The following is a 14,490-nucleotide window of genomic DNA, read 5'->3' on the forward strand; positions in this document are numbered from 1 at the left end:
TGTCCTTGCGAGGACTCCGGCTTGCGTAGTGCGACGGGTGTGGCGCTCGCCAAGGGTTCGCTCGCCTCTTTCGGTCGACGACAAGGACAAGGCCGCACCCGGAAACCGGGGCGGCCCGAAAAGCGACCATAGGTGCAAGGGGCATCATTACGGTGGGTGCCCGGGCGGCCGCACACCGCACCGAAACCGCCGTTGTCCAGGCCAAACGTCTTTTCGCCCGGTAGGAGAGACTAGGTCTGTATGTGATCTATGTCGCCGCCCCGGCGCGGAACCGCACGCGTACGGCACGCCAAGCGCACGCGAACCGCACAGGAGCTGCACCGGAACCGCAGGTCGGGGGCCGATTACCGGCCCCGGGCGGCGGTCGCGGCCGGGCGCGGTGCCCGGAAAGCCGATAGAAAGCGATGTGGCTGCCAGGTGAAATGGTGGTTGCGTGCGTCTCACATGAGGGGCTTGGACAAGGCCGCAGACAGGACGAACGGGGCGGGAGGGTCGACGGGGCGTGGCGAACGTTGAACACAGGAGTGGCGGCGCCCTGGGAGCAGGGCCGGCCGGCGGACCCGAGTCGCGGATCGGAGTGGCCCGCGTCGTCCTCTGGCTGCTCGCCGCCGTCCTCGCGATCCGGCAGGCGACCGACGTCCTGCGGACCCCCGCGGGCGAGCGCCTCACCGATCTGGAGACCTGGATCGGGCCGGAGGGCGTCCTGCACGTGAAGGGCTCCTTCTACGACGCGGACAAGTTCACCGGCACCCCCTTCGCTGGCCTCGTCCTCAAGCCACTCGCGCGCTCCGGCGAGCAGGCGCTCGGCTGGGCCTGGACCTTCGGCACGCTCGGCCTCGTCGTCGCGCTCGGCCTGATCGCCGCCCGCGCCCTGCCCCAGCCGGTCACCCGGCGCACCTCCCTGCTCGCCGCCCCCGTGGCGGTCAGCCTGCTCATGCTGTCGCTGCCGGTCCGCAACACCCTGCACCTCGGCCAGACCAGCATCCTGCCCGTGCTGCTCGTCCTGCTCGGCCTCTTCGCGGTCCGCGGCGAGCGGACCAGCGGCGTCCTCATCGGCATCGGCGCGGCCCTCCAGCCGACCATGCTGCTCTTCGCCGCGCTGCTCTGGTGCACAGGACGCAGGAAGGCCGCCGCGTCCACCGGCGCCGGCTTCGCCGCCTGCACCGCGCTCGCCTGGGCGGCGATGCCGAGCGATTCGTCGACGTACTGGTTCCACCACCTCGGCGGCGCGGGCCTGGGCGGGAACCCGGACGCCAACGCCAATCAGTCGCTGCACGGCATGCTGCTCCGCGCAGGCCTCGAAGGGCCGCTGGAGATCGGGCTCTTCCTGGCCCTGAGCGCCGCCCTTGTCGTCGTCGGCCTGCGCCGCGCCGTGCGGTACGCGCGGGACGGGCAGCTGCTCCTCGCCGTCGCGATCACCGGCTGTGTCGCGGTCGCGGTCTCGCCGACGACCTGGCAGCACCAGCTCCTGTGGGTGCTCTTCGCGGTGGTCGGCCGGGTCGGCAAGCGCCAGTCCGACCGGTACATGTGGCCGGTGGCCGTCGTCCTCGTGTCGACGCTGCCCGCCAAGATGATGCTGCCGAACATGCCGGTCACCGAGCCGATCAGGGACAACATCGTGCTGATCGCGGCGCTCGCCGCGGCCACCGTCGTGCCGTTCCTCTCGCGGACCCACCCGCAGTACCGGAGCCCGATCCCCACGGACTACGCGGCGCCCGTCCCGGCGCGCTGGAAGTGGGTGCCGCTCGTCCCGTTCTGGCGGCGCGTCGTGACCCGCCCGAACCTCCTGCTCGAACTGCTCCTGATCCGCGTCGGCTACTCCGCGTACCAGCAGGTCAGGCTCGCGGCGACGGGCGGCACGATCTCCGGGGGCCGGGCCACCGCCGAGCAGCACGGCGAGCAGGTCCACGCGATCGAGCAGTTCCTGTTCATCGACATCGAGCACTGGTTCAACCATCTGACGGCGCGGACCGGCTGGATGGAGGACTTCTTCAACTTCTACTACACGTCGTTCCACTTCCTGGTGCCGCTGAGCGTCCTCGCGGTGCTGTATGTGCGCCGCCCCGCCGACTACCGCTGGGCGCGCTCCGCGCTCGGCTTCGCGACGGTCCTCGCGCTCATCGGGTTCTGGGCCTATCCGCTCGCCCCGCCGCGCCTGATGCCGGAGCTCGGCTTCATCGACACGGTGCACGGCGTGCAGGACTTCACCCAGCCGGACTACGGCACGCTGACCGCGCTCACCAACCAGTACGCGGCGATGCCGTCGCTGCACTTCGGCTGGTCGCTGTGGTGCGGCCTGATCATCGCGGTCGTCGCGCCCCGGTGGTGGATGAAGGCGCTCGGCCTGCTGCACCCGTTCTTCACGGTCTGCGCGATCGTCGGCACCGGCAACCACTGGATCCTGGACGCGGTGGGCGGCGCGGCCGTCGTGGGCGCGGGCTTCGGCCTCACCTATCTGCTGTCCGGGCCCCGGGTCCGGCAGCCGCGCAAGACGCCCGTGAGGGAGCCGGTCACCGGCACGTCGAAGGACGACCCCGCGAAGGACCGTACCCCGAGCTGATCTCGTAGGTGCCCGGCGCGGGCACCGACAGCCGCGTGAACTCGCCGTGCCGCTTCAGACAGGCGCCCTCCGCCCGGAGCCACGGCGAGTACACGAGGCGTACCGTCACCGAGCCGCGCTCGGGCACCCGCACCACCACGTTCGACCCCGTGGAGCGGACGACGGCCGCGGGCTCCGAGACCAGCGGCACCGGGTCCTTCACCCGGAAGATCTGCCAGTGCGCGTCCTTCCACACCGGTTCCAGCCACTTCGGGCCGCTCGCCACCAGCTCCGCCTCGTCCTCGGCGAAGCCGTCCGGCTTGCCCGCGGGCAGCACGACGTACCCGACGGCCCACTTGTCGAGCCACTTGCGGTAGCTGGCCGCCGAGAACGACCCGTCGTAGAAGAGGCGGCCGCGCTCGATGTCGAGCTGGCGGTTCCAGCCGCGCGCCATGTTCACGTACGGGGCGAGGGCGGTGGCCTCGCGGTGGTTGCGGGTCGGCACGACCTCGACGCGGGTGCGGTTGGCCTCCAGGCGCTCCAGCTCCCGCACCACGCCGTGGGTGTCGACCGCCCACTTCGGCACCTTCGTGGAGACCCGCAGGTCGTCGAGGGTCTTCTGCGCCACCCAGGCCGAGGACAGCACGAGCGCCACCGTCAGGGTGATCCGCCGGGCCCGGTTCAGGCCGGGGGCGAGCAGCGCGGCGAGCAGCACGGCGGGACCGACCAGCTCCGCGAGCCGCTCGACGTTGGTGCCGATCGGGGAGGGGATGAGGTACGTGAGGACGGTGCCGGCCGCGTAGACACCGGCGCCCCACCGCAGCACCCGCCAGTCGCGCGGCCCCGCCATGATGAGGGCCAGGCTGAACAGCACCGGCGGGAAGATCCGGTCGAAGGGCATCAGGTGCTCGCCGGTGAACGGGAAGAGCACCGTGGTCGCCGCGACGACGACGAACGGCGGCAGGATCAGCGCCGCGGAGCGCACCCAGTCGCGTACGAAGAAGTAGCCGGCGCCCGCCACGACGAGGAAGAGCCCCGCCACCGGGGACCCCATGGTGGCGAGGGCCGCGCACGCCACCGCGGCGACCGTGCGCCGGCGGCCCACCAGGGCGACACAGGCGGCGAGGCCGAAGGCGAGACCGAGCGCGAACGTCGTACGGCCGGATGCGACGTTGCACCAGACGGCGAGCGAGGCGAGCACCGCGGGCCACAGCGGTCTGCGGATGCCGGTGCGCTCGATCAGGACGGCGACCAGCCAGGCGCCCGCGATCCCCGACACCGCCGTCACGGTCTTCACGCCGAGGGCGGCCATCAGATAGGGCGAGATCAGGCTGTAGTTGGCGGTGTGCATGCCGCCGTACCAGAAGAGGTTGTACGCGGCCGTGCCATGCTCGGAGGCGAACCGCGCCCAGGCCTCCTGCGCCGCGAGGTCGCCGCCGCCCGTGGCGAGGAACGCCACCCACACGGCGTACAGGGGAAGGGTGGGGACGGTGGCCAGGAGCGGTACGCGATAGCGCCGGAGGAACTGCCGGAGCGGGGGATTCCGGCCGGTGGACGCAGTGCCGGACGGGGCGAGCGAGACGTCGGCAGAGACCACGGTCACCGTTTCCGTTCGTGTCCTGGGAAGCCAAGGTTCACTTCTCAAGACGCTTCATGCAACGGAAACGTTGGTTCCGTAAAGGTGATTGACCTGATAGGTCGCCTTATGGCGCTCTATCGGCTCATGGGCGGGCGGCGCGGCCGGTGCTGACCTGGAGCTCCTTGACGCCGTTGAGCCAGGCGGAGCGGAGTCTGCGCGGGTCGCCGGTCAGGCGCAGGCCGGGCATGGTGTCGGCGATCGCGTTGAAGATGAGGTTGATCTCCAGGACGGCGAGGGACTTGCCGAGGCAGAAGTGCGGGCCGCCGCCGCCGAAGCCGAGGTGCGGATTCGGGTCGCGGCCGATGTCGAACTTCTCCGGCGACTCGAACACGTCGGGGTCGTGGTTGGCCGAGGAGTAGAAGATGCCGACCCGGTCGCCCTTCTTGATCCGCGCGCCGCCGAGCTCGGTGTCCTGGGTGGCCGTCCGCTGGAAGGAGACCACCGGGGTCGCCCAGCGCACGATCTCCTCCGCCGTCGTGGCGGGGCGCTCGCGCTTGTAGAGCTCCCACTGGTCCGGGTGGGTGAGGAAGGCGTGCATGCCGTGGGTGATGGCGTTGCGGGTGGTTTCGTTGCCGGCCACCGCCAGCAGGATCACGAAGAAGCCGAACTCGTCGGAGGAGAGGTTGCCCTCGTCCTCGGCGGCCACCAGCTGGCTGACGATGTCCTGGGCGGGGCACTCCTTGCGGGCCGCGGCGAGGTTCATCGCGTACGCGACGATCTCCATGGCCGCCTCGGCGCCGATCTCCTCGGTGATGGCGTACTCCGGATCGTCGTACGCCGCCATCTTGTTGGACCAGTCGAAGATCTTGGAGCGGTCCGCCTGGGGCACGCCGATCAGCTCGGCGATGGCCTGCAGCGGAAGCTCGGAGGCGACGTTCGTCACGAAGTCGAAGGAGCCGTCGTCGGCCGCGCCGGCGAGCGCCGTCTCGACGATGGAGCGGGCGCGGGCGCGCAGCGCGTCCTCCAGGGACCGGATGGCGCGGGGCGTGAAGCCGCGCTGCACGATCTGCCGGACGCGGGTGTGCTCGGGCGGGTCCATGTTGATCATGATCAGCTTCTGGACCTCGATCCGGTCCCGGTCCATCGACTCGTTGAAGCGGATGATCGCGGTGTTGACGTTGGTGGAGAACAGCTCCGGGTGCGTGGAGACGTACTTGACGTCCTCGTGCCGCGTGACGGCCCAGTACCCCGCGTCGTCGTAGCCGGAGATGCGGTACGGCTGGGTCACCCAGTGCACCGGCTCCGTCCGCCGCAGCTGCGCGAACTCCGGCAGGGGGATCCGGTCCTGGATCAGGTCGGGGTCGGTGAAGTCGAACCCGTCGGGCAGCGCTGGACAGGGCATCGGCAACTCCAGGCGTGAACGGGGTTCCGGCGGACGGCCCGGACGATGTCCTGACGGTCCATCAGAAGGTTTGGCCCGCAAGGTAGTAACGGGTTCTACAAGAGGCAAGGCCCAGAGCGGGTCCGGTTGCGTGCGGATCCTGCGCAAGGTGCGTGCAAGACCCTTGCGGCACCGGGGCTCCGCTCCGCAGACTGCTGAACGGAACTAGAACGCGTACTAGTTCTACTCGCGAGCCGCCGGGACGGCTCGCGGGACGTGGAGAGGGAGGACGAGCCCATGGCCGCGGAACCCGTCATCGTCGAAGCAGTGCGCACGCCCATCGGCAAGCGCGGAGGCGCGCTCGCCAATCTCCACCCCGCCTATCTGCTCGGTGAGACCTACCGCGAACTCCTCGGCCGCACCGGCATCCACGCCGACTGCGTCGAGCAGATCGTCGGCGGCACGGTGACGCACGCCGGGGAGCAGTCCATGAACCCGGCGCGCACGGCATGGCTCACCATGGGGCTGCCGTACGAGACCGCGGCCACCACCGTGGACTGCCAGTGCGGCTCCTCGCAGCAGGCGAGCCACATGGTCGCCAACATGGTCGCGGCCGGTGTCATCGACGTCGGCATCAGCTGCGGCGTCGAGGCGATGTCGCGGGTGCCGCTCGGCTCCGGCTCCAAGCACGGACCGGGCAAGCCCTTCCCCGACGAGTGGAACGTCGACCTGCCCAACCAGTTCGAGGCCGCCGAGCGCATCGCCCGCAAACGCGGCCTCACCCGCGAGAACGTGGACTCGCTCGGCCTCATCTCGCAGGAGCGGGCGGCCGTCGCCTGGGCCGAGGAGCGCTTCAAACGCGAGACGTTCGCCGTGCAGGTGCCCACCACGGAGGAGGAACAGGCCGCAGGGCAGGGCATGTGGCGGCTCGTGGACCGCGACGAGGGGCTGCGCGACACCACGATGGAGGGCCTCGGCGGCCTCAAACCGGTCATGCCGACCGCCGTGCACACCGCGGGCAACTCCTCGCAGATATCGGACGGCGCGGCCGCCCTCATGTGGGCGTCCAAGCGGATGGCGCGCGCCCTGAAGCTGAAGCCGCGGGCGCGCATCGTCGCGCAGGCGCTCGTCGGCGCCGACCCGCACTTCCACCTGGACGGACCGGTCGACGCGACGCGCGCGGTGCTGGGCAAGGCGGGGATGTCCCTGAAGGACATCGACATCGTGGAGGTCAATGAGGCCTTCGCCTCAGTGGTGTTGAGCTGGGCGCAGGTCTTCGAGCAGGACCTCGAGAAGGTCAACGTGAACGGCGGAGCGATCGCCCTCGGCCACCCGGTCGGGGCGACAGGGGCACGCCTCATCACGACGGCCCTGCACGAACTGGAGCGCAGGGACAAGGAGTTCGCCCTCATCACCATGTGCGCGGGCGGGGCGGTGGCGACGGGGACGATCATTCAGCGGCTGTAGACATACGAATCGCCGGACAGGAACAGCCTGTCCGGCGATTGAGGACGAACTCGGCGGAGCCGGTGATTCTGCGGTGCTCAGTGGAACCGTTCAGGCGCCTGTCGCAACGCTCAGTACCAGCCGTTGGCCTGCCAGTGGCTCCACGCGCCGGTCGGGCTGCCGTAGCGCTCGTTCATGTACTTGAGGCCCCACTCGATCTGGGTCTCGGGGTTGGTCTTCCAGTCGGCACCCGCGGAGGCCATCTTCGAGCCGGGCAGGGCCTGGACCAGGCCGTAGGCGCCGGACGAGGAGTTGGTCGCGCTCGGGTTCCAGCCGCTCTCGTGCGAGACGATCTTGTCGAACGCGGCGTACTGCGCCGGGTCCGGGATCATCTTCTTGGCGATCGCCTTGGCGGAGGCGGGCGCCGCGGCGGGGGCGGCGGCCGGGGCGGCGGCCTTCGTGGTGGTCGGGGTGGCTGCCTGGGCCGGGGCCGCGGCGAAGACCATGCCGGAAGCGGCGGCGGCGACGAGGCCGCCGGTGATGGCCTTCTTCGGGGAAGCGATGCGGCGGATGAGCGAGGCGGACACAGAGGACCTTCCGGTGGGGAACGGGGCGGTCGCGGCGCACGCCGTGGCACACGGAAGTGTGGGGGACATGCGGCGGCGCCGAGGCCCGGGTGGGCTGTCGGCGCCTTGCGACTCATCCAGAGAAACAGGCCCGAGCCCTCGCCGCAATGACCCTGTTTACTAGTGGAAGCCGCACCCGCGCCAAATGTCCATTGTGTGGCGTGGCTCTCAATGCCCAGGTCAGAGCGGGTATTGATGCGTGTACGTCAAGACGTGTGGGCTACTGGCCTCTTTCGTAGAGGACCAAGGTCCTGTGGGCCGCCTCACGCTCGCGGGACCTCGATGTGACGGCCCGCGTCGATTCCCTCACGCTTTCGGGGCCTCGAATGTGACCGGCGCCTCGAACGCCGCCCGGCGCGTGGCCCGCCGGAGCGCCTTCAGGACGGCGGGGCCGAGCGCGAGGCTCAGCAGCACGGTGACCACGGCCCGCGGCAGGTCCCAGCCGAGCGAGGTCGCCAGACAGTACGCGACGAAACGGCCGAGGTTGTCCACGAGCGGGTCGCCCGGCACGAAGGACACCCCGGTGGCCCCGCCGGCGAGATAGGGCCAGCCCTGGAGGTTCATCACCGTGCCGTACAGGACGGAGGAGACCGCTCCATAGGCCGCGAGCAGCCACAGCTCACGGCGTCCGCGCAGGGTGTCGGGGCCCGGCAGCAGCCCCGCGCCCATGCAGACCCACCCCATCGACAGCATCTGGAACGGCATCCACGGCCCGACACCACCGGTCAGCAGCGCCGACGCGAACATCGACACCGCCCCGAGCACGAACCCGAAGCCGGGCCCGAGCACCCGGCCGCTCAGCACCATCAGGAAGAACATCGGCTCGATGCCCGCCGTCCCCGCGCCCAGCGGCCGCAGCGCGGCACCGGCCGCGGCCAGCACGCCCAGCATCGCGATGGCCTTCGCGTCGAGCCCGACGTCCGCGATGGTCGCCACCACGACGGCGAGCAGCAGCGGGAGCAGCGCCGCGAACAGCCACGGCGCGTCCTGCGCGTGATCGCTCAGCCCCGAACCGCCGTCCGCGAGCAGCGGCCACCCGAACGCGGCCACGCCCACCGCGCTGACCAGCACGAGCGCGGCGACCGAGCGGAGGCCGAGCCGGATGGGCCGCACCCGGCGCGGGCCGTCCGGCGCGAGGGGGTCCTTCCGCACGGCCCTCACGACGCGCCCTCCTCGTCCAGTGCCGGTGCCAGCGCCTGCCGCACCTGCGCCACCGTCAGCCACTCCTGCGGGGCGAGGATCTTCGTGACCTGCGGCGCGAAGGACGGCGACGACACGACGATCTGTTCGGTCGGACCGTCCGCGACGACCTCGCCGTCCGCGAGGATCACCACGCGGTGGGCGATCTCGGCGGCCAGCTCCACGTCGTGCGTGGCCAGCACGATCGCGTGCCCCTCGGCGGCGAGCCCCCGCAGGATGCCGACCAGCCGCGCCTTGGCCGCGTAGTCGAGGCCGCGGGTCGGCTCGTCCAGGAGGAGCAGGGGCGGCCGTGTGGCCAGGACGATCGAGAGGGCGAGCGCGAGCCGCTGCCCCTCGGAGAGGTCACGGGGGTGCGTGTCGTCGGCGATGCCGGGCAGCAGCTCGCTCACCAGGGCGCGGCAGGTCCCCGGTGGCGCGTCGGCGTCATGGTCGGCGGCGGCGCACTCGGCGGCCACGGTGTCCGCGTACAGCAGGTCGCGCGGTTCCTGCGGGACGAGGCCGACGTGCCGGATCAGCTGCCGCGGGGCCGTGCGGTGGGGGATCGCGCCGCCCACCCGGACCGTGCCGGAGGTGGGCTCCAGCAGGCCGACGAGGGCGGAGAGAAGGGTCGACTTCCCGGCGCCGTTGCGGCCCATCAGGGCGACGGTCTCGCCGGGCGTGACGGTCAGGTCGACGCGGCGCAGCGCCTCGACGCGGCCGCGGCGCACGGCGAGGCGCTCGACGCGGGCGGCGGCTGTGTCCGCTTCGGATGTACGAGGGGTTATACGAGACGTACGAGGGGTTGTACGAGACGTACGAGGTGTAAGAGCCGTACGTTCCTTGCGGAGCCGGGACCACAGGCCGGGGGCTTGCCCGGCGACGGGTTCGGCAGGCGTGTCCCGCGGCGGACCGGCCGCCGCGAGCTGCTCGCGGAGCCCACCCGCGGCGACGGGTTCGGCAGGCGTGTCCTGCGGCGGACCGGCCGCCGCGAGCCGCTCCCGGAGCCCGCCCGCCCTGCGCCGCGCGTCCCGGACGGTCAGCGGCAGCGGCGACCAGCCCGCGAGGCGGCCGAGCGCTACCACCGGCGGGAAGACGGGGGAGCGGGCCATCAGCGTCGCCGGGTCGCCGAGCACCGGAGGCTCGCCCGGCGCGGCGAGGAGCAGCACCTGGTCCGCGTACTGCACCACCCGCTCCAGGCGGTGCTCGGCCATCAGGACCGTGGTGCCCAGGTCGTGGACGAGCCGTTGCAGTACGGCGAGGACCTCTTCGGCGGCGGCCGGGTCGAGTGCGGACGTCGGCTCGTCGAGGACGAGGACCTGTGGGTGCGGGGTGAGGACCGAGCCGATGGCGACGCGCTGCTGCTGGCCGCCCGACAGGGTCGCGATGGGGCGGTCGCGCAGGTCGGCGAGGCCGAGCAGGTCGAGGGTCTCCTCGACGCGCCGCCGCATCACGTCCGGGGCGAGCCCCAGCGACTCCATGCCGTACGCCAGCTCGTCCTCGACGGTGTCGGTCACGAAGTGCGAGAGCGGATCCTGGCCCACGGTCCCGACGACGTCGGCGAGCTCGCGCGGCTTGTGCGTACGGGTGTCGCGCCCCGCCACGGTCACGCGGCCGCGCAGGGTGCCTCCCGTGAAGTGCGGCACGAGCCCGCTCACGGTCCCGAGCAGCGTCGACTTGCCGACCCCGGACGGCCCGACAAGCAACACGAGCTCGCCCTCCGGAACGGTGAGATCGACCCCGCGCACGGTGTCCCCGGCGGCCCCCTCGTACGCCACCGACACATCCTCGAAGCGGATCATGAGGTCTCCTCGGGGGGTGTAGGGGGCGTAGAGGGCGCGGGCGTGGTCGACTCGCCGCCCCGTCGTGCGGGGGCTGTGCGCCATGCGGCGGGAGAAGGCCGTTGTGCGGGGGCGGGGGTTGCGGGTCGGGCGGGGGTTGGGGCGGTCGGATCACCGGTCCGGGTGGACGGTTCGCCGGGGTGCTGCGGGGCGGGGTTGTCGGCGTGTTCCGAGCCCGGTCCGGCGGCGTGCGTCGCGGCCGGTTTGCCGGGGTGCCCCGCGGTCGGTTTGCGGGGGTGTTCCGGGGTGGGGTTGTCGGTGTGTTCCGGGTCTGGTCCGGCGGCGTGTGCTGCGGCCGGTTTGCCGGGGTTGGTCGGGTTGTCGGGGTGTTCTGGGTCTGGTCCGGCGGTGTGTGTCGCGGCCGGTTTGCCGGGGTGTTCCGGGGTCGGGTTGTCGGCGTGTTCGGAGCCCGGTTTGCCGGGGTGCTGCGGGGTGGGGTTGTCGGTGTGTTCCGGGCCCGGTCCGGCGCCCTGTGTCGCGGCCGGTTTGCCGCGGCGCTCCCGGGTCGGATCGTCGGCGTGTCCCGGAACCGGTTTGTCGGGGGCTTCGGGCGTTTCGGGGTCTCCGGGCTCCGGGTTGCCGGCGTGCTCCGGGGTCCGCCTGGCGCGACCGGCGGGCCCGGCGGCCCCGGTGGCCCCGGTGGCCCCGGCAGCCCCGGTGACCCTGGTGGCCCCGGTGGCCCCGGTGGCCTCGGCGGGTCCGGCAGCACCGGTGGCCCCGACAGATCCGGCGGCCTCGGCGGGTCCGGTGGCCCCGGCAGCCCCGGCAGCCCCGGCAGCCCCGACGGTCCCGGTGGCCTCGGCGGCCCCGACGCGCCCGGCAGCCCCAACGCCACGGGACATGTTCTCCGCCGGGACCGGCGCCACGAGCGCCGGAAGTAGTCCGATCAGTACCGCCGCCGCCGGCCACAGCGGCAGCGTCGGGGCTTGTAGGGGGACGACGCCGGGGTGCAGTGCCGTTGGGTCGTGGGAGGCGGACCAGATCATGAGGCCCGCCACCGCGATTCCGGATGCGGAGACCAGCCAGGCGCGCGGGCCCCACGGGTCGGGACGGTAGCGGGTGCGTACCGAGCGGCGGCCGCCGAGTCGCAGGCCCGTGAGGACGGCGAGCAGTCCGGCCAGCAGGAAGGGCAGGCCGTAGACGGTGCCCTGCGCGGTCAGGAGGCCGTACGTCCCCACGCACACGCCCATCAGGCCGCCGAGTGTCAGCACGGCCGTCGTCCTGCGGATCCCCGCGGGGACGGGCGCCGTGCGCCCGAAGCCGCGCGCGTCCATCGCGGCGGCCAGCGCGACCGACCGCTCCAGCGCGCCCTCCAGGACGGGAAGGCCGACCTGGAGGAGTCCGCGGATTCCGCTGTCGGGGCGGCCGCGCAGCCGCCGGGCCGCCCGCAGCCGCTGGACGTCGGTAATGAGGTTCGGGGCGAAGGTCATCGCCACGACCACCGCCACCCCCACCTCGTACAGCGCCCCCGGCAGCGACTTGAGCAGCCGGGCCGGGCTCGCCAGGGCGTTCGCGGCGCCGACACAGATGAGCAGGCCGGCCAGCCTGATCCCGTCGTAGAGCGCGAAGGCCAGGCCCTCTGCCGTGACGCGGCCGCCGATCCGCACGCCCTTCGCCCAGTCGGGCAGCGGCACCTCGGGCAGGGTGACGACGGTGTGCGTGCCGGGGATGGGTGAGCCGAGCACGATCGCGAAGACAAGGCGGATCGCGATGACGACCAGGCCCAGCTTCACGAACGCGCCGTACGACTTCGCCCACGGCGCCGACGTCCGCCGCGCCGCCACCACATAGCCGGCGACGCCGATCAGCAGGCCGAGCAGCAGCGGATTGGTCGTGCGGGACGCCGCGGTGCCCAGGCCGATGGCCCACACCCACCAGGCGCCCGGGTGCAGGGCGTTGCTCCGGTGCGCCTCGGGGGCGAGGCGGCGCCGGAGGCGTCCGGGCGCGCTGCTGCCGTGGTCGGTCATGGTGCTCTGCTGTCCGTGTCCGTCGGGGGTTCGGGGCCGCTCAGCCGCGGCGGCGCCGGGCCTGCCAGATCCCGGCACCGCCGAGCAGCGCGACGGCGGCGATCCCGGCGATCAGGCCGAGGGAGGGTCCGCCGTCGTCCTCGTCCGTGTCGGGTTCGCGCTCGGTGGTCGTCTCCTGCCGGTCGGTGCCGTCCCCGGAGACCTGCTCGCCGCAGCCCGACTTCGGGTAGCCGTCGATGGCGCAGAGCAGTGCCTTGGTGTCGTAGCGCAGCGGCTTGGCTACGGAAGCGAGTGCGTCGGCGCTGGTGGCGTCGGGGGCGACTTGCGCGCAGGCCCGCCGGGGCGCGGGCGGTGTCTCGCCCTTGGGCGCGTCCTTCGGCAGGCCGAAGTCGATGACCAGCGCGACCCGCTTGCGGCCGTCCTCGGCGGGCGTGCTCGCGCAGATGTCCGTGAAGTCGGCGGGGCCGCGCGGCCGGGCGGAGTCCTGGGAGTCGTCGGAGACGGAGAAGCGGAACCCCTGCACGTCACCGTCCTCGGGGCGTGCGGTGCCCGGCCCCTGGCTGGCGTACGTCCACTGGTCGCCGTCCCGCTCCCAGAACGACCAGTAGCGGTAGCCGGCGGCCTGGGCGGGCGCGACGGCGAGGAGGGTCAGCAGGGCGGCGAGGAACATCCCCGCCGCCGCGCCGAGCCGCACCCGGCCGCGCGTCACGGCTGCTGCTTCTTGCGGTTGCCGCTGTACAGGAAGCCGATGCCGATGCCCGCGACCATGCCGACGCCGATGATCCACCAGATGCTGACGCCGCCGTCGTCGTCCTTCTTGTCGTCCGCGTCCGCCTCGGCGGAGGAGTCCGCGTCCTGCGGGGCCGGGCCCTGCGCGTTCAGCTGCTTGACGAGGTCGGCGCCGCCGAAGTCGCGCGGGTCCATGCCGGTCGCGTGCGCGGCGAAGACCAGTTGGGCGTACGCGGCAGGGCCGCCCTTCTTCGCCCAGTCCGCGGAGTTCTTCGCGAGCCACTCGGCGGACTTCTTCGCCTGCTCCTGCTGCCCGGCGGCGGCGAGGGCGACCACGGCGTCGGTGGTGTTGCCGACGTCCGGCACGTCGGGGGCGCCGATCAGGTGGTCGTCCGTCTTGCCCAGGGTGTCCAGCAGATAGCCGGTGCCGTTGCTCGCGGCCTGCGCGGCGGTGTCCGGCTTCGCGCACTTGGGCGCGGAGGTCTCGCGCTTCTTGGGGGGCGACACGACCAGGCCCTTGCCGAGGCTGCCGAGCACACCGGCCGCGGTGGCGTCGGCGTTCGGCGCGAGCTTCCCGGACTTGGCGTCGGCGAGACCGAAGGCGCCCTTCTCCTTGTCGCAGTCCATGACGAGCTTCGGCAGCGCGTCGTACGCGGACTTGCCGTCCTGGGACTTCACGGACGCGGGGTTCTGGCCCGCCGCGGCGAGGGCGCCGATCACGATGCCGGTGGAGTTCGCGTCGGTGGGCAGGCCCGGGTTGTAGCCCCAGCCGCCGTCCTGGTTCTGCACGGACTTCAGCCACTGGACGCTCTTCTTGACCGTCGCGTCCTGGTGGCCGAGCGCGGCGAGTGCCTGCACGGCGGCGGCGGTGGAGTTGCTGTCCACCGGCGTCTTGGAGTCGCACGGCTCGCTCGCGTCGGCGCGGTAGGCCGCGAAGCCGCCGCTCGCGCACTGCTGACCGGTCAGCCAGTCCACGGCCTTCGTGGCGGGCTTGACGCCTCCGGTGTGCTGGGCGAGCAGGGCGTACGACTGGCGGAAGACGCCGTCGAACTTGGGGTCACCCTTGCCGTAGAGGCCCGAGGGGAGCGCGGTCGAGGGCGACGGCTTTGCGTCGTCCGCGAAGGCGGCCGGTGATGCCACCGAGCCGAACACGGCGACGGCGGCCAGGACCGCGGCGCTGCGGCGAACGTTCATGATGCGGCGGGT

At 72.4% G+C, this 14,490-nt stretch carries 9 protein-coding genes and 1 pseudogene; 2 read left to right on the forward strand and 8 right to left on the reverse strand.

Features of this window, described 5'->3' with window-relative positions:
* The first annotated feature begins 502 nt into the window (after positions 1 to 502).
* Positions 503 to 2,560 carry a bifunctional glycosyltransferase 87/phosphatase PAP2 family protein gene (locus ACZ56E_RS18130; protein WP_471215173.1) on the forward strand — a complete coding sequence of 686 codons (2,058 nt, stop codon included), beginning with the start codon at positions 503 to 505 and terminating at the stop codon, positions 2,558 to 2,560.
* On the opposite strand, the gene ACZ56E_RS18135 is transcribed toward ACZ56E_RS18130, so the two are convergent.
* Together ACZ56E_RS18135 and ACZ56E_RS18140 are read right to left on the reverse strand one after the other, a co-directional pair.
* Complete coding sequence (locus tag ACZ56E_RS18135) at positions 2,511 to 4,142, reverse strand: hypothetical protein (protein WP_471215174.1); 1,632 nt, start codon at positions 4,140 to 4,142, stop codon at positions 2,511 to 2,513. The genes ACZ56E_RS18130 and ACZ56E_RS18135 overlap by 50 nt on opposite strands.
* 118 nt (positions 4,143 to 4,260) lie before the next feature.
* Positions 4,261 to 5,520: a cytochrome P450 gene (locus tag ACZ56E_RS18140; protein ID WP_471215176.1), complete on the reverse strand. Its 1,260-nt coding sequence runs from the start codon at positions 5,518 to 5,520 to the stop codon at positions 4,261 to 4,263.
* A 276-nt stretch (positions 5,521 to 5,796) separates the two neighbouring features.
* On the opposite strand from ACZ56E_RS18140, the gene ACZ56E_RS18145 reads away from it, so the two are divergent.
* A complete protein-coding gene (locus ACZ56E_RS18145; protein ID WP_468083312.1) occupies positions 5,797 to 6,966 on the forward strand; it encodes a steroid 3-ketoacyl-CoA thiolase in 1,170 nt (389 codons plus the stop codon).
* A gap of 110 nt (positions 6,967 to 7,076) precedes the next feature.
* Here ACZ56E_RS18145 and ACZ56E_RS18150 read toward each other — a convergent pair whose 3' ends face one another.
* The 6 genes and pseudogenes from ACZ56E_RS18150 to ACZ56E_RS18175 form a co-directional block, all read right to left on the reverse strand.
* Positions 7,077 to 7,532, reverse strand: coding sequence for an aggregation-promoting factor C-terminal-like domain-containing protein (locus ACZ56E_RS18150; protein WP_468600581.1), 456 nt, complete (start codon positions 7,530 to 7,532; stop codon positions 7,077 to 7,079).
* A gap of 345 nt (positions 7,533 to 7,877) precedes the next feature.
* The gene (locus tag ACZ56E_RS18155; RefSeq protein ID WP_471215178.1) at positions 7,878 to 8,732 is read right to left on the reverse strand and encodes an ECF transporter S component; all 855 of its coding nucleotides are present in this window, start codon (positions 8,730 to 8,732) and stop codon (positions 7,878 to 7,880) included.
* Complete coding sequence (locus tag ACZ56E_RS18160) at positions 8,729 to 10,549, reverse strand: ABC transporter ATP-binding protein (protein WP_471215180.1); 1,821 nt, start codon at positions 10,547 to 10,549, stop codon at positions 8,729 to 8,731. Before ACZ56E_RS18160 ends, ACZ56E_RS18155 begins: the two co-directional genes overlap by 4 nt.
* An 887-nt stretch (positions 10,550 to 11,436) precedes the next feature.
* Positions 11,437 to 12,555, reverse strand: a pseudogene (locus ACZ56E_RS18165) (energy-coupling factor transporter transmembrane component T); the annotation flags it as partial.
* 40 nt (positions 12,556 to 12,595) lie between these two features.
* Positions 12,596 to 13,225: an SCO2322 family protein gene (locus ACZ56E_RS18170; RefSeq protein ID WP_471215671.1), complete on the reverse strand. Its 630-nt coding sequence runs from the start codon at positions 13,223 to 13,225 to the stop codon at positions 12,596 to 12,598.
* Positions 13,226 to 13,260: 35 nt separating this feature from the next.
* A complete protein-coding gene (locus ACZ56E_RS18175) occupies positions 13,261 to 14,478 on the reverse strand; it encodes a prenyltransferase/squalene oxidase repeat-containing protein (RefSeq protein WP_471215182.1) in 1,218 nt (405 codons plus the stop codon).
* Positions 14,479 to 14,490: the final 12 nt, after the last annotated feature.

This window comes from Streptomyces sp. NPDC039480 (genome assembly GCF_055597165.1).